Source organism: Streptomyces sp. W1SF4 (assembly GCF_003950035.1).
In the GTDB taxonomy this organism is placed as follows: Bacteria; Actinomycetota; Actinomycetes; order Streptomycetales; family Streptomycetaceae; genus Streptomyces; species Streptomyces racemochromogenes.
Map to the genome: position 1 here is coordinate 7,061,632 of NZ_CP034350.1, position 26,905 is coordinate 7,088,536.

Annotated in this window: 24 protein-coding genes and 2 pseudogenes; 18 read left to right on the plus strand and 8 right to left on the minus strand. The window is 75.5% G+C overall.

Going from position 1 to position 26,905, the window contains the following annotated elements; genetic code table 11:
- Positions 1 to 129 precede the first annotated feature (129 nt).
- Both D1J60_RS32685 and D1J60_RS32690 read right to left on the minus strand, forming a co-directional pair.
- Positions 130 to 537, minus strand: coding sequence for a DUF2809 domain-containing protein (locus D1J60_RS32685; protein ID WP_241253491.1), 408 nt, complete (start codon positions 535 to 537; stop codon positions 130 to 132).
- Positions 531 to 941 (minus strand): hypothetical protein, encoded by a 411-nt coding sequence (locus D1J60_RS32690; protein WP_125823605.1) that lies wholly within the window; start codon positions 939 to 941, stop codon positions 531 to 533. Before D1J60_RS32690 ends, D1J60_RS32685 begins: the two co-directional genes overlap by 7 nt.
- A gap of 352 nt (positions 942 to 1,293) precedes the next feature.
- On the opposite strand from D1J60_RS32690, the gene helR reads away from it, so the two are divergent.
- From helR to D1J60_RS32705, 3 genes are all read left to right on the plus strand, one after another.
- Complete coding sequence (gene helR / locus D1J60_RS32695; RefSeq protein WP_125823606.1) at positions 1,294 to 3,471, plus strand: RNA polymerase recycling motor ATPase HelR; 2,178 nt, start codon at positions 1,294 to 1,296, stop codon at positions 3,469 to 3,471.
- 135 nt (positions 3,472 to 3,606) lie between these two features.
- Positions 3,607 to 5,094, plus strand: coding sequence for a histidine kinase (locus D1J60_RS32700; RefSeq protein ID WP_347147202.1), 1,488 nt, complete (start codon positions 3,607 to 3,609; stop codon positions 5,092 to 5,094).
- Positions 5,091 to 5,786: a response regulator transcription factor gene (locus D1J60_RS32705; protein WP_125823607.1), complete on the plus strand. Its 696-nt coding sequence runs from the start codon at positions 5,091 to 5,093 to the stop codon at positions 5,784 to 5,786. The genes D1J60_RS32700 and D1J60_RS32705 overlap by 4 nt, the downstream gene beginning before the upstream one ends.
- 36 nt (positions 5,787 to 5,822) lie before the next feature.
- Here D1J60_RS32705 and D1J60_RS32710 read toward each other — a convergent pair.
- Together D1J60_RS32710 and D1J60_RS32715 are read right to left on the minus strand one after the other, a co-directional pair.
- A pseudogene (locus D1J60_RS32710) lies at positions 5,823 to 6,464 on the minus strand (phosphatase PAP2 family protein); the annotation flags it as partial.
- Positions 6,465 to 6,592: 128 nt separating this feature from the next.
- Positions 6,593 to 7,843, minus strand: a complete 1,251-nt coding sequence (locus tag D1J60_RS32715; RefSeq protein ID WP_125823608.1) for an SUKH-4 family immunity protein — start codon at positions 7,841 to 7,843, stop codon at positions 6,593 to 6,595.
- 220 nt (positions 7,844 to 8,063) lie between these two features.
- Between D1J60_RS32715 and D1J60_RS32720 the strand changes: the two genes are divergently transcribed.
- From D1J60_RS32720 to D1J60_RS32730, 3 genes are read left to right on the plus strand one after another with little or no spacing between them, the layout of a single operon-like run.
- Positions 8,064 to 8,510 (plus strand): hypothetical protein, encoded by a 447-nt coding sequence (locus D1J60_RS32720; RefSeq protein WP_125823609.1) that lies wholly within the window; start codon positions 8,064 to 8,066, stop codon positions 8,508 to 8,510.
- On the plus strand, positions 8,507 to 9,505 hold the full coding sequence (locus tag D1J60_RS32725) for a hypothetical protein (RefSeq protein ID WP_125823610.1): 999 nt from the start codon (positions 8,507 to 8,509) through the stop codon (positions 9,503 to 9,505). Before D1J60_RS32720 ends, D1J60_RS32725 begins: the two co-directional genes overlap by 4 nt.
- A gap of 10 nt (positions 9,506 to 9,515) precedes the next feature.
- On the plus strand, positions 9,516 to 11,657 hold the full coding sequence (locus D1J60_RS32730) for a hypothetical protein (RefSeq protein ID WP_125823611.1): 2,142 nt from the start codon (positions 9,516 to 9,518) through the stop codon (positions 11,655 to 11,657).
- Between the two features lie 3 nt (positions 11,658 to 11,660).
- Here D1J60_RS32730 and D1J60_RS32735 read toward each other — a convergent pair whose 3' ends face one another.
- Positions 11,661 to 12,221 carry a hypothetical protein gene (locus D1J60_RS32735; protein ID WP_125823612.1) on the minus strand — a complete coding sequence of 187 codons (561 nt, stop codon included), beginning with the start codon at positions 12,219 to 12,221 and terminating at the stop codon, positions 11,661 to 11,663.
- A 193-nt stretch (positions 12,222 to 12,414) separates the two neighbouring features.
- Between D1J60_RS32735 and D1J60_RS32740 the strand changes: the two genes are divergently transcribed.
- From D1J60_RS32740 to D1J60_RS32765, 6 genes and pseudogenes are all read left to right on the plus strand, one after another.
- Positions 12,415 to 13,671 carry a cytochrome P450 gene (locus D1J60_RS32740; protein WP_125823613.1) on the plus strand — a complete coding sequence of 419 codons (1,257 nt, stop codon included), beginning with the start codon at positions 12,415 to 12,417 and terminating at the stop codon, positions 13,669 to 13,671.
- Between the two features lie 187 nt (positions 13,672 to 13,858).
- Positions 13,859 to 14,302 (plus strand): hypothetical protein, encoded by a 444-nt coding sequence (locus tag D1J60_RS32745; RefSeq protein ID WP_241253492.1) that lies wholly within the window; start codon positions 13,859 to 13,861, stop codon positions 14,300 to 14,302.
- A gap of 81 nt (positions 14,303 to 14,383) precedes the next feature.
- Entirely contained in the window at positions 14,384 to 15,076 is a 693-nt protein-coding gene (locus tag D1J60_RS32750; protein ID WP_125823614.1) for a DUF6766 family protein, read from the plus strand.
- Between the two features lie 197 nt (positions 15,077 to 15,273).
- The gene (locus tag D1J60_RS32755; RefSeq protein ID WP_241253493.1) at positions 15,274 to 16,890 is read left to right on the plus strand and encodes an alpha/beta hydrolase; all 1,617 of its coding nucleotides are present in this window, start codon (positions 15,274 to 15,276) and stop codon (positions 16,888 to 16,890) included.
- A gap of 66 nt (positions 16,891 to 16,956) precedes the next feature.
- On the plus strand, positions 16,957 to 17,961 hold the full coding sequence (locus tag D1J60_RS32760) for a BtrH N-terminal domain-containing protein (RefSeq protein WP_125823615.1): 1,005 nt from the start codon (positions 16,957 to 16,959) through the stop codon (positions 17,959 to 17,961).
- Positions 17,962 to 18,052: 91 nt separating this feature from the next.
- Positions 18,053 to 19,117 (plus strand): annotated as a pseudogene (locus D1J60_RS32765) (chitinase).
- Between the two features lie 20 nt (positions 19,118 to 19,137).
- Here D1J60_RS32765 and D1J60_RS32770 read toward each other — a convergent pair.
- Complete coding sequence (locus tag D1J60_RS32770; RefSeq protein WP_125823616.1) at positions 19,138 to 20,112, minus strand: MsnO8 family LLM class oxidoreductase; 975 nt, start codon at positions 20,110 to 20,112, stop codon at positions 19,138 to 19,140.
- 131 nt (positions 20,113 to 20,243) lie between these two features.
- Here D1J60_RS32770 and D1J60_RS32775 point away from each other — a divergent pair, with 131 nt between their 5' ends.
- Genes D1J60_RS32775 through D1J60_RS32785 form a run of 3 tightly spaced genes read left to right on the plus strand, consistent with a single transcriptional unit; the run spans position 20,244 to position 22,425 of the window.
- Entirely contained in the window at positions 20,244 to 20,633 is a 390-nt protein-coding gene (locus D1J60_RS32775) for a GntR family transcriptional regulator (RefSeq protein ID WP_125594996.1), read from the plus strand.
- Complete coding sequence (locus D1J60_RS32780) at positions 20,630 to 21,499, plus strand: ABC transporter ATP-binding protein (protein ID WP_125594995.1); 870 nt, start codon at positions 20,630 to 20,632, stop codon at positions 21,497 to 21,499. The genes D1J60_RS32775 and D1J60_RS32780 overlap by 4 nt, the downstream gene beginning before the upstream one ends.
- Positions 21,496 to 22,425, plus strand: a complete 930-nt coding sequence (locus D1J60_RS32785; protein ID WP_125823617.1) for an ABC transporter permease — start codon at positions 21,496 to 21,498, stop codon at positions 22,423 to 22,425. The genes D1J60_RS32780 and D1J60_RS32785 overlap by 4 nt, the downstream gene beginning before the upstream one ends.
- 12 nt (positions 22,426 to 22,437) lie before the next feature.
- On the opposite strand, the gene D1J60_RS32790 is transcribed toward D1J60_RS32785, so the two are convergent.
- Complete coding sequence (locus D1J60_RS32790) at positions 22,438 to 23,178, minus strand: SDR family oxidoreductase (RefSeq protein WP_125594993.1); 741 nt, start codon at positions 23,176 to 23,178, stop codon at positions 22,438 to 22,440.
- Between the two features lie 181 nt (positions 23,179 to 23,359).
- Between D1J60_RS32790 and D1J60_RS32795 the strand changes: the two genes are divergently transcribed.
- Complete coding sequence (locus tag D1J60_RS32795; protein ID WP_206436687.1) at positions 23,360 to 23,842, plus strand: hypothetical protein; 483 nt, start codon at positions 23,360 to 23,362, stop codon at positions 23,840 to 23,842.
- A gap of 55 nt (positions 23,843 to 23,897) precedes the next feature.
- Here the strand turns inward: D1J60_RS32795 and D1J60_RS32800 are convergent, their stop codons facing one another.
- The gene (locus D1J60_RS32800) at positions 23,898 to 24,896 is read right to left on the minus strand and encodes a zinc-dependent alcohol dehydrogenase family protein (RefSeq protein WP_125823619.1); all 999 of its coding nucleotides are present in this window, start codon (positions 24,894 to 24,896) and stop codon (positions 23,898 to 23,900) included.
- Between the two features lie 198 nt (positions 24,897 to 25,094).
- Between D1J60_RS32800 and D1J60_RS32805 the strand changes: the two genes are divergently transcribed.
- Complete coding sequence (locus D1J60_RS32805; RefSeq protein WP_125823620.1) at positions 25,095 to 25,445, plus strand: helix-turn-helix transcriptional regulator; 351 nt, start codon at positions 25,095 to 25,097, stop codon at positions 25,443 to 25,445.
- A gap of 127 nt (positions 25,446 to 25,572) precedes the next feature.
- On the plus strand, positions 25,573 to 26,883 hold the full coding sequence (locus D1J60_RS32810) for a ClC family H(+)/Cl(-) exchange transporter (protein ID WP_125823621.1): 1,311 nt from the start codon (positions 25,573 to 25,575) through the stop codon (positions 26,881 to 26,883).
- Positions 26,884 to 26,905: the final 22 nt, after the last annotated feature.

Consider the following 26,905-nt stretch of genomic DNA (forward strand, 5'->3'; position numbering starts at 1 on the left):
GGTTCTCCCTAGTGGCGCCGACCGGCCGCCGACGGCACCAGGGCCGTGGCAGGGGGGCGCGTAGACGACAGTTCCGGTCACCCATCATGAACCCGGAAGAGCGCCGTTCGGGTGAGAAGGTAACCGTTCTCACAAAACGGGCAAAGGCCTCACCGTGCTGCGTGAGCGGCGCGCCCGCACGGCCCACAGGACGAGCCCGCCCGCCGCCGCGCCCACGGCGTACCAGAGCAGATCGGGCGCGTCGAAGGTGGACCCCAGTACCAGCCGGGCCACCGTGCTGCGCCGGGAGAGATCCGCCGGCACCCCCGTGAGCTGGAGGAACTCCACCGCCCAGCTGACGGCCAGCGCGGCGGCCGCGGCCCGCGCCGCCGCCAGCCGGGGAGCCACCAGCACGACCAGGGCCAGCACCAGGACGGCGTACAGCGCGTCACCGCCGTACTTCGCCACGCTCCCGCCGGCCACCGCCCGCAGGCCCAGCCCCGCCAGCACCACCGCCACCGCGGCACCCGCGGCGGCCGGGCGGCCCCGGATCAGCACGGGTCCCCGCCCGCGTCGGCGAACAGGTCCGCGGGCGTCCCGTCCAGGACGAACCCGTTGTCGAAGCGCACCCGGACCGTCACGCCGGGCCCCAGCTCCTGGTGCGCGGTCCACTCCGGCTCCAGGGCCGCGAGCTGCTCCTCCAGCTGCCGCCTGCTGGCCTGCGGCATGGCGTGCCCGAAGGAGTCGAAGAGCGACCTGAGGCGCGCGTACTCGCGGACGCCGTGGCTCTCCCGCCGCTCCACCCGGTCCACCCGCTCGACCGTCCCCGCCGTGCCCGCCGCCAGCGCGAGGAACCCGGCCACCGGCACGGGCGGGGCGCCGCAGCCGTCCGCCGCGGCCAGCGCGTCGGCGAGCCCGATGTCGGCCGCCAGCGTCACCCGCCGGCCTTCCTTCAGCGTCATGGAACCTTCGTCTCCCCGGGTCGGTGCGCGGCGGCGCGGGTCGCCGCGCGGCGCTGCCATTATCCGGGGGCGCGTACGGGGGGAGCGGTGCGGGGCGGTTCGGGGGGAGTTCCGGGAACGGGCGGGGCGTCGGGGGATCGCGCAGGCCGGGTCGCGTCGTGGAGGCGGGTCATCCACACGGGAGCGGCGGAAACAACAAAGGCAAGGAGGTGAACCCACTCCTTGCCACTCTCAAGTTATAACGCACCAGGGGGCTTGCGGCAAGGCCCCCGTCCTCCCGCAGAATCACCGGCCTGAGCCAAAACCGCCGCAACACACGGGTCGCGAACGACCCTGGATCGGAGCCGCACCAGTGCCCCCGCTGACCACCAGCGTGTTCGACCTTCCCGGCCACCTCCGCGCCAAGGCCGCCCCCGAGCTCGTCGCCGGCGACGAACGGCACTTCGCCGCCATCGGGGACGCCCTCGCGCAGACGACCGCCGAGGTCCGCGAACGGCTCGACGCCGCGCGCAGGGCACCCGGGGGCGCCGGCCGGGAGGCCATGGACCGGGACGCGGAGATCCACCGGCTGACCGCCCGCCTGCGCCTGCTGCGCCGTTTCGGGCTGGACCTGTGCCTCGGCCGCGTCGTCCTCGCCGACGACCCCGAGCCCCTGTACGTCGGCCGGTTCGGCCTGACCGACAGCACGGGCCGCCGGCTGCTCGTCGACTGGCGCTCGCCGGCCGCCGAACCCTTCTTCGCGGCCACCCACGCCAACCCGATGGGTCTGGCGAGCCGCCGCAGGTACCGCTGGAACAGCGGCCGGATCGGCGACTACTGGGACGAGGTGTTCACCGTCGACGCCCTGGCGGGGCACGCCGCGCTCGACGACCAGTCGGCCTTCATCGCGAGCCTCGCGGGCAACCGGTCGTCCCGGATGCGGGACGTCCTCGGCACCATCCAGGCGGACCAGGACGCCGTCATCCGGGCGGGATCCCGCGGCGCCCTCGTCGTCGACGGCGGCCCGGGCACCGGCAAGACCGTCGTCGCCCTGCACCGCACCGCCCACCTCCTCTACGCGGACCCCCGCCTGGGCCACCGCCGGGGCGGCGTGCTCTTCGTAGGACCGCACCGCCCCTACCTGTCGTACGTCGCCGACGTCCTGCCCAGCCTCGGCGAGGAGGGCGTACAGACCTGTACCCTCCGCGACCTCGTCGCCGAGGGCGCCACGGCGGAGCCCGAGGGCGACCCGGAGGTGGCCCGGCTGAAGTCCTCCGCGGCCCTGGTGGAGGCGATCGACGCGGCCGTCGGGCTCTACGAGGAGCCGCCGGCGAAGGGGATGACGGTCAGCACGCACTGGGCCGACGTCCGGCTGACCCCCGACGACTGGGCCGCCGCGTTCGCGGCCGTCGAACCCGGTACCCCGCACAACGAGGCCCGCGAGCAGATCTGGGCGGAACTGGTCGAGATCCTGCTGGACAAGCACCTCGACGAGGGCGACGGGGACGAGGACGACCTCTCGCCCGAGCTGCTGAACAGGTCGCTGCGGCAGAACCGGGAGCTGGTCACCGCCCTCGACCGCGCGTGGCCCGTGCTCGAGGCCACCGACCTCGTCGCCGACCTGTGGACGGTCCCCGCCTACCTGCGCAGGTGCGCGCCCCTGCTCAGCCGCGAGGAGGTCGCCCGGCTCCAGCGCGAGGACGCCGGACGCTGGACGGTCGCCGACCTGCCGCTGCTGGACGCGGCCCGGCACCGGCTCGGCGACTCGGGGGCCTCGCTGCGCGAGCGCCGGCGCGAGGCCTCCGTCGCCGCCGAACGCCGGCGCATGGCCGACGTCATCGACAGCGTGGTCGCGGCCGACGCTGACGGCGAGGGCGCGGTGACGATGCTGCGCGGCAGGGACCTCCAGGACAGCCTGATCGACGAGACGGCGCTGCCCTCCGCCGACCGGGACCTGCTCGCGGGCCCGTTCGCGCACGTCGTCGTGGACGAGGCCCAGGAACTGACCGACGCCGAATGGCAGATGCTGCTGCGGCGCTGCCCCTCCCGCAGCTTCACCATCGTCGGCGACCGGGCCCAGGCCAGGGACGGGTTCCCGGAGTCCTGGCGCGAACGGCTCGAACGGATCGGGCTCGACCGGATCACCATGGCCTCGCTGAGCGTCAACTACCGCACCCCGCAGGAGGTCATGGCCGAGGCCGAGCCGGTCATCCGGGCCGCCCTCCCGGACGCCAACGTGCCGGCGTCCGTCCGCAGCAGCGGCATCCCCGTCGTCCACGGGTCCGCCGCCGAACGGGACGAGGTCCTCGACGCCTGGCTCCGCGCGCACCCGGAAGGGATCGCCTGCGTCATCGGCGACCCCACGTTCCGCGCGACGCCCCGCGTCCGGTCGCTGACCCCGCGGCTGTCGAAGGGGCTGGAGTTCGACCTGGTCGTCCTCGTCGACCCGCAGGAGTTCGGCACGGGCGTGGCGGGCGCCGTCGACCGCTACGTCGCGATGACCCGGGCGACCCAGCGCCTGGTGGTCCTCACCGGAGCCGGCCAGCGGTAGTGGACTTTCGGCGGTGCCGCGGGACCGGCCCGGTTGCGTAGGGTCACGTCCGTGAGAAGAACGATCTTGAACGGCCGGGCGGTGCCGGCACCGGGACGGACCCGGGTTCGGATACCGATACCGATACGGATACCCGTGCCGGTGCTGTCCGCCGCCCTGTTCGCCGGGGCGGTGGCCGGTGTCGGCACGGGCGTGTCCACCCTGTGGTGGGGACTGCCTGCGGCGGCCTGCGCCTTCCTCGCCGGCCGGCAGCCGGGCCGTGCCCGGAGCACGGCGGCGGCCCTGGCCGCGGTCCTCGCCGCCGCGGTGGTCTGCGTACTCCTCGTGCCGGCCTGGCTGGGGTGGGCGAGCCGGTTCGTCGGGCTGCTCCTCGTGGCGGCGATGCTGCCCTGGTTCGCGGGCCGTTTCCTGCGCCAGTACCGCGAACTCGTACGGGCGGGGTGGGAGCGGGCCGCACGGCTGGAGCGGGAACAGCGGCTGGTGGCCGAACAGGCCCGGCTGCGCGAACGGACGCGCATCGCGCAGGACATGCACGACCTCCTCGGCCACGACCTCAGCCTCATCGCCCTGTCGGCGGGGGCGCTGAAGCTGGCCCCCGGGCTGCCGGACGAACACCGGGCCGCCGCCCAGGACATCCGGGCCAGGGCGGGCGCCGCCGTGGACCGCCTCGGGGAGGTGATCGGGGTCCTGCGCGAGCCGTCGGAGCCGGCGCAGGGGACCGGGCCGGCCGCCGGGCCGGCGGAGGTCGAGGCCCTGGTGGACCGGGCCGCCGCCGCGGGGCTGGACGCCAGGCTGCGTGTGGAGGGCGTACCGGACGACACCGGGACGGACGGCGGCGGTGCGCCGCCCCCCGCCGTCGGACGGGCCGTACTCCGGGTCGTCCAGGAGGCCCTGACGAACGTCGCCAAGCACGCCCCCGGGCACCGCGCGACCGTCCTCGTCCGCCACACCGGGGACCGGACCGAGGTCACCGTGACCGACCACCCGGTGCCCGGTGCTCCCGAAGGGCCCCGGGACCGGCCCGCCCGGACCCCCCGGCCCGCACCGTTCGCTTCCGGGGCCCCGGCGGCCGGGGACGGGCACGGCTTCGGCCTCATCGGCCTGGACGAACGCGTCCGGCTGGCGGGCGGCACCTTCACCTGCGGCCCCGAGGGCGACGGCTTCGCCGTACGCGCCGCGCTCCCGCACCGCCCGGGCACCCTGCCGCCCCCACCCCCCGCCCGGCCCGCCGGAGCACTGCCACCCGAGCACCGGACGGCCCGTCGCCGGCTGGGCCGTACCGCCGCCGCGGGCGTGCTCGTACCGCTGTGCACCTGCGCCCTGCTGATCGGCGGGGTGCGCGCCTGGGACACCGTCACCGCCCGGCAGTCGGTCCTCGCGCCCGCCGACCACGCCCGCCTGTACCCGGGTCTGCCCCGCGCGGAGGTGGCGCGGTACCTGCCCGAACGCCAGACGACCCGCCGCCCCGCGGCTCCCACGCCCGAACCGCCTGACGCGGTCTGCGAGTTCTACGTACAGACCGCCGACCCGTTCGACGACCGCTCGGGGGACCTCTACCGCCTCTGCTTCCGGGCCGGGCGCCTGGTCTCCACCGACACCTACACCGGGAAGGACGTCCGATGATCCGGATCCTGATCGCCGACGACGAGCCCATGGTCCGCGCGGGCGTCCGCGCGGTCCTCGCCACCGACCCGGGCATCACCGTGGTCGCGGAGGCCGCCGACGGCCGGCGTGCGGTGGAACTGGTCCGGCTGCACCGCCCGCACGTGGCGGTCCTCGACATCCGGATGCCCGGTACCGGCGGTCTGGAAGCCGCCGCAGAGATACGCAGGACCGTGCCCGGGACGGGAGTCGTGATGCTGACGACCTTCGGCGAGGACGAGTACATCCTGCGGGCCCTGGGAGAGGGCGCCGCCGGATTCCTGATCAAGTCCGGGGAACCGGAGGAGCTGATCGCCGGCGTCCGGGCCGTCGCAGAAGGCGCCGCCTACCTGTCACCGAAGGTCGCGGCCCGGGTCGTCGCCCACCTGGCGGCGGGCGGCGCGGGAGCCGGCGCCGCCCGCCGGTCCGCGGCGCGGGCCAGGGTCGACGCCCTGACCGGCCGCGAGCGGGAAGTGCTCGGCTACCTCGGCAGCGGTTTCTCCAACGGCCAGGTCGCGCGCCGCCTGGGGCTCGCCGAGGGCACGGTGAAGGCCCACGTCAGCTCGATCCTCGCGCGCCTCGGCGTCGACAACCGGGCCGCGGCGGCGGTGGTCGCGCACGAGGCCGGCGTGGTCCCGGTGCCGTCCGGCCGCCCGGAGGCCGAGCAGCGCTGACACCCGGCGTACGGCGTACGGCTGGACGAGGAGCCGTACGGCCGCCACGGCCGCCGCGCCGAGCGCCGCCCCCGCCAGCACGTCGTGCGGGTAGTGCACCCCGGCAGCCACCCGCAGCAGGGCGGCCGCCGCGCCCACCGGCAGCGCCAGGGCGGCGAGCCGGGGCCGTACGAGGACCACCCCCACGGCCAGCGCGACCGCCAGGGTCGCGTGGTTGCTGGGGAAGGACCAGTCACCCGGCTCGGGACACACCGCCCGCGCCCGGACCCCGGTCAGGGCGCGGCAGGGACGCTCCTCGGCGACGAGGAGCTTGACGGCCTCACTGGCCGCGTAGGCGAGGACGGTCCCGGCGGCGGCCGCCGCGGCTCCGGCCAGGCCCCGGGCGTCCCGGCGGCGCAGGGCGCCCCAGGCCGCCCAGAGCAGCAGCAGTCCGAGCAGCAGCAGCGTGCCGTCACCGGCCGGCCCCGCCAGGCCCCCCGCCCACGGCGGGCCGTCGGCCACGCTCCCGGTCAACGCCCGGTATCCGGCGGCCGACCAGCCCCCGGTGACGCGCACCGGCGCGTTCGTTCCCACCGCTTCGCCGGGGGCCAGCCACGCCACGGCCGCCGCTCCCGCACCGGCCGGGACGACCGCGAGCAGAGGGCGGCACCCCCGGCCCCATCTCATGATCGAATCCATGCCCCGACCGTAGGGACGGAACTACCCGCGCACCCCGGCCGAAGGTCTGCCCGCACCCCTGACGATCGTCGGGGTTGACGCGGCGGCCCGCCCCGCGCCGGGCTCGGCACCGGCGCCCCGCGCCGGGCTCAGTAACCCCAGACGCTGAGCTCGACGATGGCCGCGAACAGGTGCTCCCAGACTTCCCCGGCGGGTGTGGCGGGGTCGACCGAGAGCGGTTCCAGAGCGGCCGCCTCGCGCACGAAGTCCCGCTTGCCGTCCTCGCCGGGGTACGGGCTCCAGCACGCGCCCATGAACCGGTACACCGCCTCCAGCAGCCGTACGAAGGTCTCCACGTCCCGGGCGAAGAGGAACGGTTCCCCGCCGTTGCGGACCATCCACACCGCGCCCGTCTCCGGGTGGACGGACACCCGGCCGGAGTCGCCGTACATCAGGTCGAAGGTGCCCAGCGGCAGCAGGCCGTCCTCCCCGGGCTCCACCTGGTGCGCGCCCGCCCCGGTCCACGCCAGGGAGAACGAGGCGACCCCCGCCGCCCACCAGCGCGGAAGCCCCGCGGCCGCGATCAGCTCCCGGGTGGGGGAGTGGCGCAGCGCCGCGGGCTGCCGCTCGGGCGCCAGGCGCAGCACCCAGTCCGCCCCGAAGGCCTCCGCCAGCCGGCCGGCGTCGAGCGGCAGCCCGGCGGCCGCCGGCCCCGCGAACCAGGGCCCGTCCGTGCCCCACCCGACGGCACCGGCGGACGCGTCGGCCGGCAGGTCGCCGCCGCGCTCGACGACCACGATCCCGCGCTCCTCGGCGAAGGCGAACCGGCCCCCGCCGAGCGGTACGGGCTCCTCCCATGTCCCGGGCCGGTGGAGGACCGGCTCGTCCTCGTCGTCGAAGCAGGCGTCCTCCCCTTCGGCCCCGGCCCCGGCGTCGTACGGGCGCTCGGTGAACTCCCCCTCGGCCGGGGCCGGTACCTGCTCACCGGTGGCCGGGTCGAACCAGCGCTCGCCCGCCCAGGTCGCCTCCAGCTTCAACAGCACCCGGCCGTCCGCCGATTCCTGGACCTCCAGGTCCGCGCCGCCCGACAGGTTCGGCTGGGCCCGGTAGGCGCCGACCGGGCGCCACCAGGCCCAGACGGTCCGCCACGGCATGTCCGGCGCGGCCGCGGCGACCAGGCCCGCGTACGCCTCGTGACCCAGCACCCGCGCGCCGAAGTGCAGCCACGAGGCGAACTCGGCCCGGGACACCTCGGCCCCGTCGAGCACCGCGACCGCCTGCCCGAAGGCCTCGCGGCCCGCACCGCCGCCCGTGGCGGGCAGTTCCCCGAGGGCACCGGGTCCGGCCGCCAGCAGCGTGGCGGGGGAGGCGAACAGCTGGTCGAGATCATCAGGAGCCATGGGGTCATGCTGCCATCCCGGCCGGCAATGCCGTTCACCCGTACGGACGATGCCCTGCCGGACGGCAGTACGAGTACGCCCCCGCTCCGCGGCCACCCGGAGCGGGCGGCCGGCACCGGATCCGCGGCAGTGGCGCCAACGGCCGGACAGGCTCCGGCCCACCCCTGCATCATGTGCTTTCCACACCGGCCGCGACCGGCCGAGGGGGGAAGGGGCACGCATGAGGACCGTCCGCGGGGAGCAGGCCGGCGACGTGATGGTGTGGGTGCGCCGGGGCGGCTTCCCCGGCGAACTCCGGGAGGGCGACGCCGACACCGCACGCCGGCTCCTCGCCGCGGCGCCCGCCGGGGTGAGGGCCGTGGTCATCGCGCTCGGCGGCGAGGCGTTCCGGTGGGTGGACGGCGACGGCGACGCGGACGTGCTGCTGGAGGACGCGGGGGCGCAGGACGAGGACGCCGGCCCGGGCCCGGACGACACGGCGGGCGGGTTCGCGCTGGGCACCGGCGACGGTGCCACCCTCCCCGGACTGCCCGTGTCCTGGGCGCTGCTGGAGTTCCGCTGCCCCCACGGGGACACGACCGTGCTGCTCGCGCGCCATCCGGACGTCCCGCCGGCCTGCCCGGAGCACCAGGTACCCCTGCGATCGCACGAGACCGCCGCGCGGTGAGCACCCCCGCCCAGCTCGCGACGGGCGTGACCCAGCTGACCGCCTCCCGGTTCGCCCTCGTCGGCTACCTGCCCACGTACGCGGCCCTGGCGTACCTCGGCGCCCTCCTCGCCGCCCGGGCGCCCGGGGGCGGCATCGAGATGTCCCGGGCACTGTCGCGCCTGCACGGCCTGTCCGGCGCCGCGTTCGCCGCACTCGCCCTGGGGGCGCTGCTCGTCGCCGTGCTCCTGCACCCGCTCCAGACCCCCCTCGTCCGGCTGCTGGAGGGGTACTGGCCGCGCCCGGCCCGCGCCGTCGCCCGGCTCGGGGTCACGGCGCAGGAACGGGCCCGCGACGGCCTGGCCCGGGCGGCCACGGTCGCCACCGCCGACCCCGCCGAAGCCGAACGGCAGCGGATCCTGGCGGCCGCCTGGCAGCTGGCGCGGAGCTTCCCACCGCCCCCGGTGCCGCTCCTGCCGACGGCACTCGGCAACACCCTGCGCGCCGCGGAGGCGACGGCGGGCGCCGCGTACGGGGCGGACGCGGTGGTCTGGTGGCCCCGGCTCCACCCCCTGCTCGGGGACCGCGTCCGGGCCGTCGTCGACGACCGGCGCGACCAGCTCGACCTGGCGTGCCGCCTGAGCGTGACGGCGGCCGCCACCGGACTGCTGAGCGTCCCCCTCGTCCTCGGCGCCGACGGCTGGTGGCGGGCGAGCCCGGCCGGGTTCCTCCTGCCGGCCTGGGTGGCGTACCGCGCGGCCGTGGCGGCGGCCCGCGGCTACGGCGAGGCCCTCTCGGCCGCCTTCGACCTGCACCGCTTCGACCTGCTGACCGCCCTGCACCTGCCCCTGCCCGCCGACCCCGACGCCGAGCGGGACCTGGGCCGCCGGCTCACCCGGTTCTGGGCGCAGGGGGTACCGCTCACCGCCCTCCCGTACGAGCACCAGCACGAGCGGGAGCCGGCCCCGCACCCGCCCGCCCCGCCCGCCGCACCGGGCGAGGACGGCTCACGCTGAAAGGCCCGCCATGCCCCGCACCTCCCCCTCCCGCCCGCACTCCCGCCCGCCGGCCCGCACCGGATCCACCGCGCGCGTCCTCGACTTCAGCCGCGACTGGGCGGGGCTCTGCCGGGGCGGCCGCATCCTCGTCAGCATCGACCGGATCACCCACGGCGACCCGCTCACCGAGATCCTCGCGCACGAATCCGTGCACGACGTCCTGCTCAGGACCACCCCCCTCGGCTGGACCCAGCTCGTCCTGAGCCCCTCCGCCATGGACCCCTACCAGCCCGGCCCGCTGCGCGACCGGTGCGCGCGGCTGCTCGCGGCCACCGTCCAGGCGTCCCGCTTCACCCAGGAGGCGGTGGCGACGTTCCTGCCCGGCCTGGACGTCGCACCCGCCGGCATGGAGGCCTACCGGGCCAGGCACCCCCAGCCCTACCTCGACGCCGCCGACGCCCTGGAGTGGCTGCGCACCCGCGACCTGCCCCCGCAGGCCCGGGAGCGGCTCGCCCTCGCCCTCGGCCAACTCGCCCTCGCCGTACCCGTCCTGGAGGCGTGGCAGCCCCAGCGGCTCCACCGGCCCCAACGGGCCGAGCAGTGGTTCCGCGACCCGCGCAACCGGCCGGACCGCCGCTTCCCCGTCCTGTGCCGCGCCCTGCGCGAGCTGCCCGACGGGGACCTGCTCCGCGCGGCGCGCGGCGGAGCCGACGCGACCGCCCGCCTGCTCGCTCACGTACGCGTCGACGGAGAGCCCCTCGCCTACGGCCGGCTTCCCGACGACCTCCCGACCTCGGAGTGGCTGGACGGACTCGTCGAGAACGTCATCGGGCCGCTCCTCGCGGACACCACGCTGCCGCAGGACGACCGGGACGTCCTCGCCGGCGTGTGGGCCCTGCCGGCGCTCACCATGCCGGGGCTGCATCCGGCCCTGCTGTCGGTGGTCCTCACCCAGACCACCTCCACGAACGGCCGGATCGACCTCGACCCGCCGACCGACGAACTCCACGGCTACCCCCTGGTCGAGGTGCTGCACAACGCGCTCCCCGTCCGGGTGCCCGGCGTGGAGCCCGTCGGCCGGGAACCGATGTGGCTGGACGAGGGCGACACGGCCCTGTGGTTCATCTCGCCCTGGCAGGACCAGCGGGCCTGCCACCTGTCACCGTCCTGGCTCCACGAGTGGCTCGCCGAACTCGACGACGACACGACCCTGTGCCTGCGCGACGGCGGCGACCTCGCCGGAGTGCTGACGGGCGACCGCCGGCTCGCCGCGCGGCGGCGCGTCGTCCTCCTCCAGCACCGGACCCCGCACCAGGCCCTCCTCGTCGAACTGCCGGTGCTGGGCCTGGACGAGGAACGCGGACCGGTCACGATGATGGTGGCGCACTCCGAACTCGACGGCGTGGCCTACCTCATGCTGCGGCCCGAGAGCTCCTCGCCCGTGCTCATCGTGCCCACCGCCCGCGTCACCGCCGAACGCGCCGCGCGCGAACTCGTGGAGCGGCGCGACGAGGTCCGCTTCCGCCTGGTGACCGACCCCGAGGACTTCTACACCTCCCGGGGGATGCTCCGGGACGTCCTGCGGGTGCTGCACAACTTCGAGGCCAGGCCGTGGCCGGACACCCTGCGGCCCGCTCCGCCCGCCGCCCCGCGCGAGCCCGCCCGCCGCCGCGCCGAGGCGGACCTGGATCCCGTCGTGGCCCGGATGGAGAGGGCGCACAAGGCGTTCGGGCGGAGCCCCACGGCGGAGCGGTTCGCCGAGCTGTCGGCGGCCGCCGAGGCCGTACTCGCCGCCCCGTCCTTCCCGCACGTCTCGCTGGGCTGGCGGATCAGGCTCCGCCAGGACGTGGCCGGCGCGCTCTACGGAGGCGTCCTTCGGCTGCACGACCACGACGTCCTGCGGCGGGTGGTCGAGATCCAGGCGGAACTCGTCGCCCTGCTCCCCGAGGACTCGCCCGAACGGCCCGCGCAGGAACGCACCCTGGCCCTCCTCTCCCTGTGCCTGCGCCGCGTGACCGGTGCGGCCGCGCCGGAGGAACTGCTGCTGGAAGCACTGCTGACGGCATCGGCCACCGAGGCGGCCACGCGCAGGCCCTTCGGCCCCGCCGACCTCCGCCACCTGGGCCGGCCCCCCGCACCCCGACCGCCCGGTGACGCCTCCTGGCCGTAGTTCCTAGGGCACCGACCGGGAGCCGAGCGCGCCCGGCGTCTTCGGGATCCAGGACGGCACGGCCGTGGCCGCCGCGGGCTGCGGCTCGTCCATGTACACGTACCAGTCGCGGTCCTCGCCGCCCATGCCCGTGCGGACGTCGATCTGCTTGATCTGGCCGGTCGCGTGGAAGTACAGGACGACGCTCTGCCGTTTGGAGCCCTCGTCGTAGAACTCCGCGGTCACCTTCCCCCGGGCGCCCTCGCCGAAGGCGGAGATCCAGTTCCGCGCCGTCGCCACGGGGACGCCCCGCGCGGTGCCCGGAGCCGCGAGGGCGGCCAGTTCCGCCGTGTTCCCGTCGGCCGTACGCCAGACGACCTCCTGAGCGGTCCGCAGCGTGCCCGTCGACGGGTACCCCACCACGGCCAGCGGCTCGTGGCCGCCGTAGTCCCCGGCGTAGCGGACCTCCTCCTCGCCCGGCAGGTCCGAACAGCCCGTCAGCACGCCGATCAGCGCGGCCGCGGCGGTGGCGGCGGCAGTCCGTCCGGCCCGGTGGTACGGCTCCCACCTGCTGCGTCTGTGCATCCGGCCAAGGTAGCGGAGGGCCGGCGCGGGCCGCGGGGCGGGTGTCCGGACGGCCCGGGGTGCCTTCGGGACCGGCCGGGCGGGACGTGCCTCCCCGGAGGACGGGCCGGCCCGCCCCGCCCTCCTCCCGGCGGTCGTACGGGCCGCCGTGGCGCTCCTGCCCCGGGACCGCCGCGCCGGGCATCATGGCCGGGTGACGACGCGATCAGGCGACGACCCCGGACCCGACGCGGGCGAGCGGCCCGTCCTGCTGCCCTACGCCGACCCGGCCTTCGTCGCCGACCCGTTCCCGCTCTACCGGCACCTGCGCGAAGAGGCCCCCGTCCACCGCGCGGTCATCGCGGGCGGCCTGGACGCCTGGCTGGTCACCCGCCACGAGGACGCCCTGGAGGCCCTGTCGGACCCCCGCCTGAGCAGCGACGTACGCGACGCCACCGACACCCGCCTGCTGCGGCAGCTGCCCGGCACCGGACGCGAGGCGATGCTCGGCAACATGCTCCGCAGCGACCCGCCCGACCACACCCGGCTGCGCCGCCTGGTCTCCCAGGCGTTCACCGCCCGCCGGGTGGCCGGGATGCGGCCCCGCGTCCAGGCCCTCGCCGACGGGCTGCTCGACGCGGTCCTCCCCGCCGGCCGCGCCGACCTCGTCGCCGACTTCGCGCTGCCCCTCCCCGTCACCGTGATCAGCGAACTGCTCGGCGTCCCGGTGGACGACCGCCACGACTTCCAGCGCTGGACGGACCGCCTGGTCACCCGCGGCGCGGAGCCGCCGGACCCGGCCGTCGTCAACGAGGCCTGGCAGCACATGCGCGGCTACGTCACCGCGCTCATCCGGGAAAAGCGGGCCCACCCCGGGGACGACCTGCTCAGCGCCCTGGTCACCGCCCGGGACGAGGAACGGCGGCTGTCCGAGGACGAGCTGATCGCCATGGTCTTCCTGCTGCTGGCCGCCGGCTACATCACCACCGTCAACCTGATCGCCGGCGGCCTCGCGATGCTGCTCGCCCACCCCGACCAGCTCGGCCTGCTGCGCTCCGACCCCGGGCTGCTGCCGGGGGCGGTCGAGGAGTTCCTGCGCTACGACGGTCCGGTGAACCCCGGCATCGCCCGCTTCGCCCGCGAGGACCTCGAGATCGCCGGCGTGCGGATCCCGCGCGGATCGACCGTGCTGATCGCCTCCGCCATCGCCGACCGGGACCCGGTCCGCTTCCCCGACCCCGACCGCCTGGACATCACCCGCCGGGACAACGCCCACCTGGCGTTCGGGCACGGCATCCACTACTGCCTGGGCGCACCGCTGGCCCGTCTCGAAGGGGAGATCGCCATCGGCACGGCCCTGCGCAGGCTCCCCGGCCTCGCCCTTGCCGTCCGCCCGGACGAGATCCCCTGGCGCCCCGGCGGCCTGCGCGGCCCCCTGTCCCTCCCCGTGACCTTCACCCCGGCCGACTGAGCCGTGTCCTTCGGATCGGGCCGGGCCCCGCACGGGGGCCGGCGGCGTGGCTGACCGGCCCCACCCCCTCCCGCGCACGGGTGCTTTCCCGGCGGGGACCGGGACGGACGGGCCCGCCGGGGGAACCCTCCCCGGACGGCGGCGCTCTCCCCGGGCGCCGGCCGGCCCCGGCGTCAGGAGGAGCGGTTTGGACGGCACGACACGTCCCGGACGCGCGCGCCGTGCGCCCGCCCTGGCGACGGCGCTCGCCTGCTGCGCCGGGGCCGCGGCCGTGCTCGCCGGGTGCGGGGCGCCCGCGCCCCGGCAGGACGCGGCACGGGACGCGGCGGCCGCCTTCGAACGCGCCCTGAAGGCCTCCGACTACGCCCGGGCCTGCGCACTGCTCGCCCCCGGCACCCGCCAGGAGCTGGAACAGCAGGAGGAGGCGCCCTGCGCCCGGGCGCTGCCGGAGGCCCGGCTGCCGCACGGCGGCCCCGTACGCGCTACCGAGGTGTACGGCCGCCAGGCCCTGCTGCGACTGGCCGCCGACACGCTGTTCCTGTCCCAGTTCCGCGGCGGCTGGAAGGTGGTGGCCGCGGGCTGCACCGCGCGCCAGGACCTCCCGTACCGGTGCACGCTCAAGGGAGAGTGAGATGAAGGGCCTCTTCGTCACCTGCCTCGCCGTCATCCTGGGCGGACTCGGCTACTTCCTCGCGATCGGGGTGATGCACCGGTGACCGCCCCCGCGGGCCGCCGGGGTTTCTGGCACGACAACAGCCTCACCCTCGCCTTCGGCGCCGGATTCCTGCTCGTACTGGCGGGCCAGGCCGTCGCCGGGCACGCCGAGTTCAACGAGGCGCTCGCCGTCGACGGGCTGGAGCCCCTCGCGTTCGGGGACTACCTGATGTCCTCGGACTTCGCCGTGGACGTCACCGAGAACTGGCAGTCGGAGTTCCTGCAGTTCTTCCTGTACATCTTCGGCACCGTCTGGCTGCTCCAGCGCGGCTCCCCGGAGTCGAAGGAACTGCACAAGGCCGGCCCCGAGAGCGAACGCGAACAGAGCATGGGCGGGCACGCCCGCGCCGACTCGCCGCGCTGGGCCGGCACCGGGGACTGGCGCCAGCACCTGTACGCGCGCTCGCTGGGCACGGTGATGGCCGTGCTGTTCCTGCTGTCCTGGTTCGCCCAGTCCGTCACCGGCGTCGCGGCCTACGACGAGCAGCAGCTGAGACAGCTCCAGGACCCGGTCGCCTGGGGCGCCTACCTGGCGTCGGCCGACTTCTGGAACCGGTCGCTGCAGAACTGGCAGTCCGAGCTGCTGGCGGTCGCGGCCATGGCCATCCTCTCCGTCTACCTGCGCCAGCGCGGCTCCCCGGAATCCAAGCCGGTCGGCGCCCCGCACACGGCGACGGGCGTCGAAGGCTGACGGTCCGGTCCGGACGACGGCGAAGGAGCGTCAACCTCCGGATGTGTAGGCACCATCGACCCCCTGTCCGGGCGGGCCCGGGGGTGCGAACCTGGCCACGCCGCCCGGCCGAGCCCGCGCGCACGAGCCCCCGATCGTGCGCGCCGCCGTTCGACGGCCACCCGTCCCGTCCGACCCGTCACCAAGGAGCCCGCCGTATGCGGACCCGTTCGACCATCGAGCCGCGCAAACGAGTGGTGTGGGGGATATCCCTCGTGCTGACCGCGGTCACCGCCCTGTTCGGGGCCGCGCCCGGGGCCGCTACGGCGGCACCGTCCCCCGCCGCCCCGCCCGTCCCCGTCCTGTCCTGGGGCCCGTGCGAGGGCGCCGCCCCCGGGGACGCGTTCGAGTGCGCGACCGCCCGCGTACCGCTGGACTACCGCGACCCGGCCGGGCGCACGATCCCGCTCGCCGTCACCCGCCGGCTCGCGCCCGACCGGGCCCACCGCACCGGCGTCCTGCTGCTCCACCCCGGCGGCCCCGGCAACTCCGGTGTGGACTTCGCCCGCAACAGCTACGAGAACCTGCCCGCCTCCCTCCGCGACGCCTTCGACATCGTCGGCTACGACATGCGCGGCGTGGGGCGCAGCGGGCAGATCGAGTGCTGGAACGACAAGGAGTACTCCGCCGCCGTCGACGCCGCACGCGGCGTACCCGGTCCCGGAGCCCTGCACGAAGCGGTCCGCCAGGGCCTCGACTTCGCCACCGCCTGCCGCCGGCGCGCCGCGGACCTCGCCCCGTACATCGGCACCGGCTCCAACGCCAAGGACATCGACCTGCTCCGCCGGGCCCTCGGCGAGGAGCAGCTCACCTTCTACGGCCGCTCCTTCGGCAGCTACGTCGGCACCGTCTACGCCGCGGAGTTCCCCCGCCGCGTCCGCGCCATGGTCCTGGACGGCGCCTACGACCCGCGCACCTACGCCGAGCTGCCCTACGCCTACGACGCCGCGCAGTTCACCGCCCTGGACGGGGCCGTGGGCCGGTTCCTCGACTGGTGCGCGCAGGACCCCGCCGGGTGCGGCTTCGGCGACGGCAGGCCCCGGGAGGCCTTCGAGGAGCTGAAGCGGGCACTGGACGCCGACCCGGTGATCACCCCGAGCGGCCGCCCCGCGACCGGCTACACCCTCGCCTACCGCCTGATGTTCAACATCAACTCGGGCAAGGAGATCTGGCCCTACCTGGGCCAGGCCCTGAAGGCGGCGCAGGCGCGCCAGTCCACCTTCCTGCTCAACCCGCCCTCACCCGGGTCCTTCGACTTCCTCAACGTCAACCTGGCCGTGGAGTGCGCCGACCGCGCCTATCCGAAGAGCCCCCTGCTCCTGGGCGCGCTGGTCAGCGCCGAAGCGGCCTCCGCCCCGCTGCTGGGGCCGGCGATCGGCTTCGGGCCGCCCACCTACGACCACAACCACGCGACCACCTGCGCCCAGTGGCAGACGGAGCGCCCGAGCCGCCACGAGGGCTCCTACCGGGCGGCCGGCTCCGCCCCGATCCTGGTCCTCGGCACCACGGGGGACCCCGACACCCCCTACCAGGACGCGGTCTCCCTCGCCCGGACGCTGGAGAACGGCCGCCTGCTGACGTTCGACGCCGAGGGGCACACGGCGTACAACCGCAGCGCGTGCGTCAGCGACCTGGCCACGAAGTACCTCGCCACGCTGGCGCTGCCCGCCCGGGGCACCGTCTGCGCGGACGAGGCGCCCCCGGAGGCGGCGGCCCGCCGGACCGCCGGCGTCGAGGTCGACGAGACGCGCGACGTGATCCCCGCCCTGCGCTGAGCACCGGCGGCCGCGCGGTGCCCCGGCCGGTCACCGGCCGGGGCACCGCGCGGTTAGGCTCACCCCATGACTGTGCTCGTATACGAAGACTTCGGCACCGGCCGCCACCGCGAGGCCTCGCTGATCAGGCACGCCCTGGGCAGCGTCCACGACGAGGAGCTCGTGGCCGGCCTCGCCGGGGGCGTCGGCTTCATGTACTTCGTCTTCGAGTACGAGGGACGCCTGCCCATCCTCACGATCGTGGCCCAGGCCCACCCCGAGCCCTGGGTGCAGGTCGCGCTCGGCCGCCTCGGTGTCCCGTACGAGGCCACCCGCGCGATGAACCCCCGCTGGGGCCGGGTCCGCGCGGCGCTGGACGGCGGGCAGCCCGCGTTCTGCGTGGTCGACCGTTCCTCCCTGCCCTGGCACGCGGCCGACCCGGACGCCGAGATGACCGGCACCGACCCGTACACCGTCGTCATCGCCGGGTACGACGGCGACGACCTGCTGGTCGAGGACGGCGCGCAGACCCCGTACCGGATCGGACGCGAGGAGTTCGGCGCCGCCTGGACCGCCCACCGCAAGGGCCGCCACCAGCTGATCGTCCCCACCGGGCCGGCGGAGGGAGAGCCGGACGTGGACGGGGCCGTCGCCTCCACCGTCAGGCACCTCACCGGGCCGGTCCTCGGCAACGCCTTCGACGTCAACTTCGGCTTCACCGGCATGGAGAAGCTCGCCGCCCAGCTGCGCGACGGCACCACCGGGACGGGCTGGGAGCGGCGGTTCGGCGGCTCGCCCGAGGCCCTGCGGGCCGGTACGGGGCGGCTGTACGCCTGCCTGGAGGAGGAGTGGACGGCCCCGGGCGCGACCCGCCCGCTGTACGCCGACTTCCTGGACCGCGTCGGGCGTCCGGAGGCGGCCGGGCTCTTCCGGGAGTCCGCCGGGCACTGGGCGGAGCTGGCCATGCTGGGCCGGGACGCCGACCCGCGGGCGGGTGCGCAGGAGCGGCGGGCGCTGTTCGACGCGTGCGCGGAACGGGTGGACCGGTGCCTGGAGCTGGAGCGCGAGGCGGTCCGCGCCCTGGAGAAGTAGGGGTCCGCACACCCTTGACGGATGGATGGTCTGGACCAACCCTACGTGGTGGCGCGCCACTTCGGCGCGAACGGACGAAGGGAGCACCCCCATGATCCGTCGCACCATCCGCCTGCTCGGCCTCGGCCTCGGCATCGCCGCGTTATGCGTCCAGCTGCCCGCGGCCGCCGCGGCCGAGCCCCCGGGGCCGCGCGCGCCCGACACCTGCGCGGTGAAGCCGAAGCCGGCCGGCAAGGTCCTCCAGGGGTACTGGGAGAACTGGGACGGCGCCGCGAACGGCGTCCACCCTCCGCTCGGCTGGATCCCCCTCACCGACGGCCGCATCCGCGCGCACGGCTACAACGTGGTCAACGCGGCCTTCCCCGTCATCCGCTCCGACGGCACCGTGCTGTGGGAGGACGGCATGGACAGCACCGTGTAGGTGCCCACCCCCGCCGAGATGTGCCAGGCCAAACAGGACGGCCTCACCATCCTGATGTCCATCGGCGGCGCGGCCGCGGGCATCGACCTGAACTCCACCGCCGTCGCGGACCGCTTCGTCGCGACGGTCGTCCCCCTCCTGAAGAAGTACAACTTCGACGGGATCGACATCGACATCGAGACCGGCCTCGTCGGCTCCGGCAGCATCACCCGCCTCTCCCCGTCCCAGGCCAACCTGATCCGCGTCATCGACGGCGTGCTCGCGCAGATGCCGGCCGGATTCGGCCTGACGATGGCCCCCGAGACCGCCTACGTCACCGGCGGCAGCGTGGCGTACGGCTCGATCTGGGGCGCGTACCTGCCCGTCATCAAGAAGTACGCCGACAACGGCCGGCTGTGGTGGCTGAACATGCAGTACTACAACGGCAGCATGTACGGCTGCTCCGGCGATTCCTACTCCGCCGGGACCGTCGCCGGCTTCAAGGCGCAGACCGACTGCCTCGACCGGGGCCTGGTCGTCCAGGGCACCACGATCAAGGTGCCCTACGACAAGCAGGTCCCCGGGCTCCCTGCCCAGCCGGGCGCCGGCGGCGGCTACATGGCACCGGGTCTCGTCGCCCAGGCCTGGAACCCCTACGCCGGCCGGCTCAAGGGGCTCATGACCTGGTCCCTCAACTGGGACGGCTCCCGGAACTGGACCTTCGGCGACAACGTCAGGTCCCTCCAGGGCCGCTGACGCCGCCGCCCCGGGCCCCCTCAGCCCCCCAGCTGCTTGCGGATCAGCTCGTACGAGCGGACCCGGTCGCGGAAGCCGTAGACGGGCGTGGTCAGCATCAGCTCGTCCGCGCCGGTCCCGGCGGCCAGCTCCGCGAGCCGGCGCACGACGGTCTCGGGGTCGCCGACGGCCTGCTGGGCGCGGAAGCCGGCCAGAGCCTGCCGCTCCGGGTCCGTGAACGGGTGGGCGGCGGCCTCCTCGGGCGTGGGGAAGGGCATGTCGCTGATCCCCTGGAGCAGCTTCGCCTTGACCACGTTCATCGGCCCGCCGAGCCGCTGGGCCTCCTCCTCCGTCTCCGCGCAGACCGTCTCCACGCACAGCAGTACCCTGGGCCGCCCGCACCAGCGTGACGGGGTGAACGCGGCCCGGTACCGCTCCAGGACCGCGCGGGTGTTCTCCGGCCGGATGTGGTGGGCCACGGCGACCGGCAGGCCGAGCTCCGCGGCGAGCGCGGCCCCGGCGGAGCTGGAGGCGAGCAGCCACGGCTCCGGCAGGGGGCCGAGCGCGACCTCCTCCACGAGGAAGGACAGGACGGCGGCCACGTCCTCCCGGTACTCGGCGTCCGTCGTGGGCCCCGCCCCGCGGCGCAGGGCGCGCGCGATGCCCTCGTCGAAGGTGCCGGGGCCCCGTCCGATCCCCAGGTCGATGCGGTCCTCGTGCAGGGCGGCCAGGGTGCCGAACTGCTCGGCCAGGGTGAGGGGCGCGTGGTTGGGGGCCAGCACGCCGCCCGAGCCCAGCCGGATCACCGAGGTGGACGCCGCGGCGTGCGCGGTGAGCACGACCGGCGGGAACGCGCCGATCGCGGGGGAGTGGTGGTGCTCGGCGTACCAGACCCGGTGGTAGTCCAGCCGTTCCAGCTCCCGCGCGAAGGCCGCGGTGTCCCGCAGGGTGTCCACGGCCCGGGTGCCGGTCTGGACCATCGCGACTTCGAGCGCGGAGAGGGGTATGTCGATCATGCCGCCAGCATAGGGACCGGCCGCCCGGCCCAGGCGCGCGACGATCCCTTTTGCGCCACCGCCGGAGGTTGACAGCGGCGCGGCCTTGGACCACCCTTTCACTAGTCAACTAGTGAAAGGGTGGTGCTGTCGTGCTGGAGTACCGCATCGACCGGCGCAGCGGCATCGCCACGTACCTGCAGATCGTCCAGCAGACCAAACAGGCCCTGCGCCTGGGCCTGCTGGTACCCGGCGACAAACTGCCGGCCGCGCGCGAGGTCGTGGAGGCCACCGCCATCAACCCGAACACCGTCCTGAAGGCCTACCGCGAGCTGGAACGCGAAGGCCTCGTCGAGGCGAAGCGGGGGATGGGCACCTTCATCCGGAAGTCCCTGGGCGGCGCCCCGGCCGACTCCCCGCTCCACGACGAACTCGAAGGCTGGGCGCGGCGGGCACGGGACGCCGGGATGGAACGGGACGACGTGGCCGCGCTCTTCGCATCCGTACTGGACCAACACTTCAAGGGGGACGGCGCCGCATGACGGACACCGTGATCGAGGCGGAAGGCCTCGGACTGCGCTACGGACGCAAGGGGGCATGGGCACTGCGCGACTGCGCCTTCCGGCTGCCCGAAGGCCGGATATGCGCGCTCGTCGGCCCCAACGGCGCCGGCAAGTCCAGCCTGCTGGCCCTCGCCGCCGGGCTCGTACCGCCCACCGAGGGCACCCTGCGCACGGCGCCGCGCGAGGAACTCGCCTACGTCGGCCAGGACAAGCCCCTCTACCCGCAGCTCACCGTGGACGAGACCCTGCGCCTCGGCCGGGAACTCAACCCCGGCCGCTGGGACGCGGCGACGGCCGAGCGCGTCGTGGACGCCGGCGGACTGTCCCGCGAGGCCCGGATCCGCACCCTCTCCGGCGGCCAGCGCACCCGCGTCGCCCTGGCCCTCGCCCTCGGCAAGCGGCCGGCGCTGCTGCTCCTGGACGAGCCCATGGCCGACCTCGACCCGCTCGCCCGCCACCAGCTCATGGGCACCCTGATGGCCGACGCCGCCGAGCGCGGCACCTCCGTGGTGATGTCCTCCCACATCCTCACCGAGCTGGAGGGCGCCTGCGACCACCTCCTCCTCGCCGACGGCGGCCGCATCCGCCTCTCCGGCCCCATCGACGAGGTCAACGCCGCCCACCGGCTGCTCACCGGCCCGGCCGCCGCCTCGGCCGAACTCGCCCGCCACACCGTCGTCGAAAGCCGTACGACGGGCCGCACGCTCACCGCGCTCGTGCGGCCGGCCGGGCCCGTCGACAGCCGGACCTGGCAGACGTCCACCCCCTCCCTGGAGGAGCTCTTGCTCGCCCACCTGCGATGCCCCGATGCCCCGACGTTCGAAGCCGCGGAGGTGCGGGCATGAGCGCGCCGGCACTGAGGGGCCCGTACTGGGCCACGGTCCGCCAGCACCGCCACGCCGCCTGGGCGCTGACGGCGCTCACGGCGGCCGGCCTCGCCGCGGTGGCCGCCCTGCGCGTGTGGGTCGGCGACCCGGGCCCTGAGGGGCCGTTCGCGTTCCCTGCCCGGGCCCACCGCGTGATGCGGCTCTGCATGGAGTACGGCGGCACCGGCCTGCTCCTGCTGCCGCTGCTGGTCGGAGCCTTCGTGGCCGGCCCGATGACCGCGCGCGAACTGGAGAGCGGGACCTGGCGGCTCGCCCTCACCCAGTCGACCACGCCCCGGGCCTGGCTCGGCGCGAAGGTCCTCGTCGCCGGGCTGGTGTCCGCCCTCGGGGCGTCAGCGCTGGTACTGGTCTACCGCCTCGGCTGGACGCGGGTGTCCGCCACCTGGCAGCTCACCCGGTTCGACCGGGGCCCGTACGAGGCCACCGGCCCGGTGCTGGCCGCCTACTGCCTGCTCGGCGTGGCCCTCGGCGTCCTCGTCGGCCAGCTCCTGCGGCGCACCGTCGTGGCCATGGCCGCCACCGGCCTCCTGACCGGGCTGGTCCTGCTGGGCATCGGCGCCCTGCGGTGGTCGTTCCTGCCCGTGCAGACCAACACCATCCCCTTCGGCGGGAACCCGGCGAAGCTGCTCCCGCCCGACTCCCTGCTGGTGGACACGGGGCTGCTCACCGCCACCGGTTCGCGGCTGCCCAACCAGGCGTGTTTCGAGCGCACCCGGACCATGGGCGTCTGCCCCGCCGACCTGAACGTCACCGGCCGGTACGCGGACTTCCACCCGGCCTCGCACTACTGGCCGACGCAGCTGATCGAGACCGCCCTGGTCCTCGCCCTGGCGGCCGCGGCCCTGTACGCGGCGTTCCGGGTGCTGCGCGCCCGCCGCGGCTGAGGCGGGCCGGGCCTACAGTCCCGCTCCACCGGTCGCGTCGACGACGCGGCCGGTGACCCAGCGTCCGGCGTCCGAGGCGAGGAAGGCGACGACGTCCGCGATGTCCTGCGGCTGTCCGACCCGGCCGAGCGCGGCCAGCGAGGCCGCGTGCGCCTCGGCCTCCGGGTTGCCGCGCAGCCAGCCGGCGTTGACGTCGGTGTCGACGATGCCGGGGGCGACGGAGTTCACCGTGACGCCCCGCGGGCCGAGGGCCTTGGCGAGGTTCAGCGTCAGGGTGTCGAGAGCTCCCTTCGTCGCCCCGTACGCCAGGATCTCCGGCATCGCGAGGCGGGCGGCGCCGCTGGAGATGTTGATGACCCGGCCGCCGTCGCGCAGCCGGCCCAGGGCCTCCTGCACGACGAAGAACGGGGCCCGCACGTTGACCGCGTAGACCTGGTCGAAGCCCTCCTCGGTGACCTCGCCGAGCGGGGAGGGCAGCCCGATGCCCGCGTTGTTCACGATGATGTCGACGCCGTCCAGGCCGAGTCCGTCGTACGCGGCCCAGAGCGCGGCCGCGTCCCCGTGCCGGCCGAACTCGGCCCGCAGGGCGAAGGCCCGGCCGCCGCCGGCGGTGATCCGCTCGACGGTGTCGCGCGCGGCCGCCTCGTCGCCGGCGTAGGTCAGCGCGACGGTGACCCCGTCCGCCGCGAGCCGTTCGGCTATGGCCCGGCCGATGCCCCGGCTGCCGCCGGTGACGAGCGCGTTCTTGCCCATGAGGACTCCCCGTATTTCTGTAGTGGTCGATACAGAAAAAACGTAACACAAGATCGAGAACGCCCGCAACGCCCGCCGGGGGCCGGCGCCTTGCCCCCGGCGTCCTTCAACCTGCTCGCGCACCGGCCGTATTGACGTGCGCAGTCTCCTGGGAGCTGCGACAGTCACCGTCGTGACCCTGATGAACGTGCTCCTCGACTTCGCCGCGACCGGCCGGATCGGCCCGCTCCACTGCGGTATGCCCCTCGCCGGAGCCGAGGAGGTGCTCGGCCCGGGCCGGCCACACCCGCAGATCGTGATGAAGGGCCCGGACTTCGACGGGTACCCGTACGCCTGGGGCGGGCTGGAACTCGTCGTCACCCGGCGCCGGGTCAGCGGCATCTCGATACGGCTCGACCCCGGTTCGACGGCCCGGCTGCCGCCCGAGGTGCTGCCGGACGCCGGCGCGTACGCCGCGACGTTCCTGCGCGAGGACTTCACCGCCGCCCTCGACGCCGCCGGGTGCCGGCACGTCACCAACCCGGGCCTGACCTTCGACGAGCAGTCGGCCGTCACCACCCGGCCCGCCGGGGTCAACGCGCTCTTCGGCGTGCCGGTCGCACGCGTGGACGTGCCCGACCGCAGCCGCTTCTACCTGGAGTTCCTCGACAAGCAGACCGCGTGACCCCCGGCCCCGCGACCGCCGGGCCACGGCTGCCACAGGGGCGCCGCGTCCGGACTCAGTGGGCGACCTCGACGACGATCTTCCCGATCTGCGTGCCCGACTCCATGTGGCGGTGCGCCTCGGCGATCTCGTCCAGTCCGAAGACGCGGTCCACCACCGGACGGAAGGCCCCCGCCTCCAGGCCGGAGGTGACGAACGCCTCCGCCCGCCGCAGTCGCCCGGGGTCCCTGGTCGTCTCGTGCATCGTGTACGTGCGCATGTTCAGCGCGGGCATGCCGAGTTCGAAACCGGGATACGGCGTCGGCAGGCCGCTCACCGCCCCGTACAGGAAGAGCGTGCCCCCGGGGGCGACCGCCCTGGCCAGGTCCACCACGCCCGGCCCCGCCACGGCGTCGAAGACGAACTCCGCGCCCCGGCCCCCCGTCAGGGCCAGCACCCGGTCGGCGACCGGCTCCTCGTCCGTGACGATCACCTGCGCCGCCCCCGCCGCCAGCAGTGCCTCCCGCTTGGCGCGGCTGCGCGTCGTGGCGACCGGCACCGCCCCGACCCGCCGGGCGACCTGGATCGCGGCCAGGCCCACGCTGCTGGAGGCGGCCGTCAGCACCACCGTGTCACCGGCCCGCATCCCGCCGACCTCGACCAGCGCCCCGTACGCCGTCACGTAGGGCATCCACACCGCCGCCCCCTCGACCGCGCCGAGCCCGGCCGGGCGGTGCACGACCGCGGCCGCCGGGACGACGGCCCGCTCCGCGTAGACGGCGTAGTCGTTCATCGAGAACGCCGGCACCACGCTGACCGGCCGGCCGATCCCGAACCCGGTGACCCCCGGACCGGCCGCCTCGACCACGCCCGCCGCCTCGGCGCCGAGCCGGGCGGGGAACTCCTTGGCCGGCTCGATGTACCGGCCGGCCCGGAACAGCACCTCCGCCCGGTTGATGCCGATCGCGTCGACCCGGACCAGCAGTTCGCCGGGGCCCGGCTCGCCGGCCGGAACCTCCTCGATCCGCAGTACCTCCGGTCCGCCGTACTCGTGGAACCGCACCGTCGCCGTCATGACGCATCCCCCTCCACTCGACGCCGGTACGGGTGCCGCACCGCCGTGCCCCCAGCCAACCTGAAAGTTCGACAGCTGTCAAAGTTCGATGGCGGTGGTACTTTGGCGGTGGCCCAAGGCGGCCAAGGCGGCCAGCGCGGCCAACGCGGTCCAGGGCGGAACCAGTACGGGACACGGAACACGGAGGCGGGCGGACCGATGACGGCAGCGGCGGCGCGGCGGAGCGGCACCCGGACGGACCGCGTCCCGGAGCACCCCGACATCCACACCATCGGCCTCCAGCAGGTGCTCGAAGCCCTGGTCGACCCGGTCCGTCGGAAGATCGTCGGCGAGCTCTACCACGCCCGGCAGGACCTGGCCTGCGGCACCATCGACCTGCCGGTCGGCAAATCCACCGCCACCCACCACTTCCACGTGCTCCGCGACGCGGGCCTGATCCGCCAGTACTACGTGGGCACCTCCCGGATGAACGCCCTGCGCCGCGAAGAGGTGGACGAGGCCTTCCCCGGTCTGCTGCGCGCGCTGGTCGGCGTACCGGAGCGCCCCTGACGGGCCGGGCGCCGCTGCGTCCGGTCGGGCGCCTCCGGAGCGCCCGACCGGCGAGCTGCGCCGGACCGGACGCCCGGCGGGTCCAGGCTCGGACGACGTCCGTCCGGCTCGGTGGGGAGGCAAGCGCATGCCCGGTCCTCGGTCCGGCCCACCCGGACGCGCCCCGGAGGGGTACCGGGCCTACCTGGTCGCGGTGCCGGCCGGCGCCCTGGTGGGGCTGGTCGGCGGCGCGTTCCGCCGGTGCCTGGAAGGCGCCGCCGAACTGCGCGGCAGGCTGCTGGAGGCGGCCGACGGGATGGGCGGCCCGGGCCGGCTGCTGATCCCGGTGGCGCTCGCGGCGGCCGGCGCGGCCGTGGCCTGCGCGATCGCCCGGCGGGTCCCGCACGCCGCGGGCAGCGGCATCCAGCACGTGGAGGCCGTCTGGCGGCAGGAGGCCGGGCCCGGACCCCACTCGCCGTGGCTGGTGCCCGCGAAGTTCCTCGGCGGCCTCATCGCCATCGGCTCCGGCCTGGTCCTCGGGCGGGAGGGCCCGATCGTGCACATGGGGGCCTCGATCGGGTCCGGTGCCGGCCGCCTCACCCGCCTGGACCGCGACGACGTCCGCCAGCTGCACACCGCCCTCAGCGGCGCCGGCCTGGCCACCGCCTTCACCGCACCCCTCGGCGGGCTGCTGTTCGTCTGCGAGGAGGTGACCCGCACGGTCCGGCCCCGCCTGGTGCTGCTCACCCTCGTCGGCACGGCCTCGGCCCTCGCCTGCTCCCGGTTCCTGGTCGGCGACGCGCCCGTCTTCCCGGTCGCGCCGACGCCGGTCCCGCCGGTGTGGACGCTGCCCCTGTTCCTGCTGTTCGGTGCGGTGGCCGGACTGCTGGGCGCCGCCTACGCCGGCCTCGTCGTGGGGACCCTCTCCGTGTGCGACCGGCTCACCCGGGTGCCGCCCGTGGCCCGGGCCGCCGCCATCGGGGCCGTCGTCGGCCTGCTCATGGCGTACGACCCGCTCCTGGCCGGGGGCGGCGACCCGCTCAGCGAAGCCCTGCTGGCGGGCGCGGTGCCCGCCGTCGCGGTGCTGGCGGGCTGCTTCGCCGTCCGGTTCGTGGCGGGTCCGCTCAGCTACGCGGCCGCGACCCCGGGCGGGCTGTTCGCCCCGCTGCTGGCCCTGGGTGCCCTGTGGGGGAGCTTCGCGCACGCCGTCACCGCGCCGCTGCTGCCGCCGGGGGCGGCCGGGCCGGGGGCGTTCGCGGCGGTCGGGATGGCCGCCCTGTTCGCCGGCGTCGTACGCGCGCCGTTCACGGGCGTCGTCCTGGTGCTGGAGATGACCGGTGCCACCGCGCTCGTGCTGCCGCTGCTGGTCGCCTCCTTCGCCGCGGTACTGGCCGCGGACGCGGTGGAGAGCGAGCCCGTCTACGACCGCCTGCGGCGCCGGATGCTGGAGCGGCCCTGAGCCGGCGGAGAGGGTGAGCGCC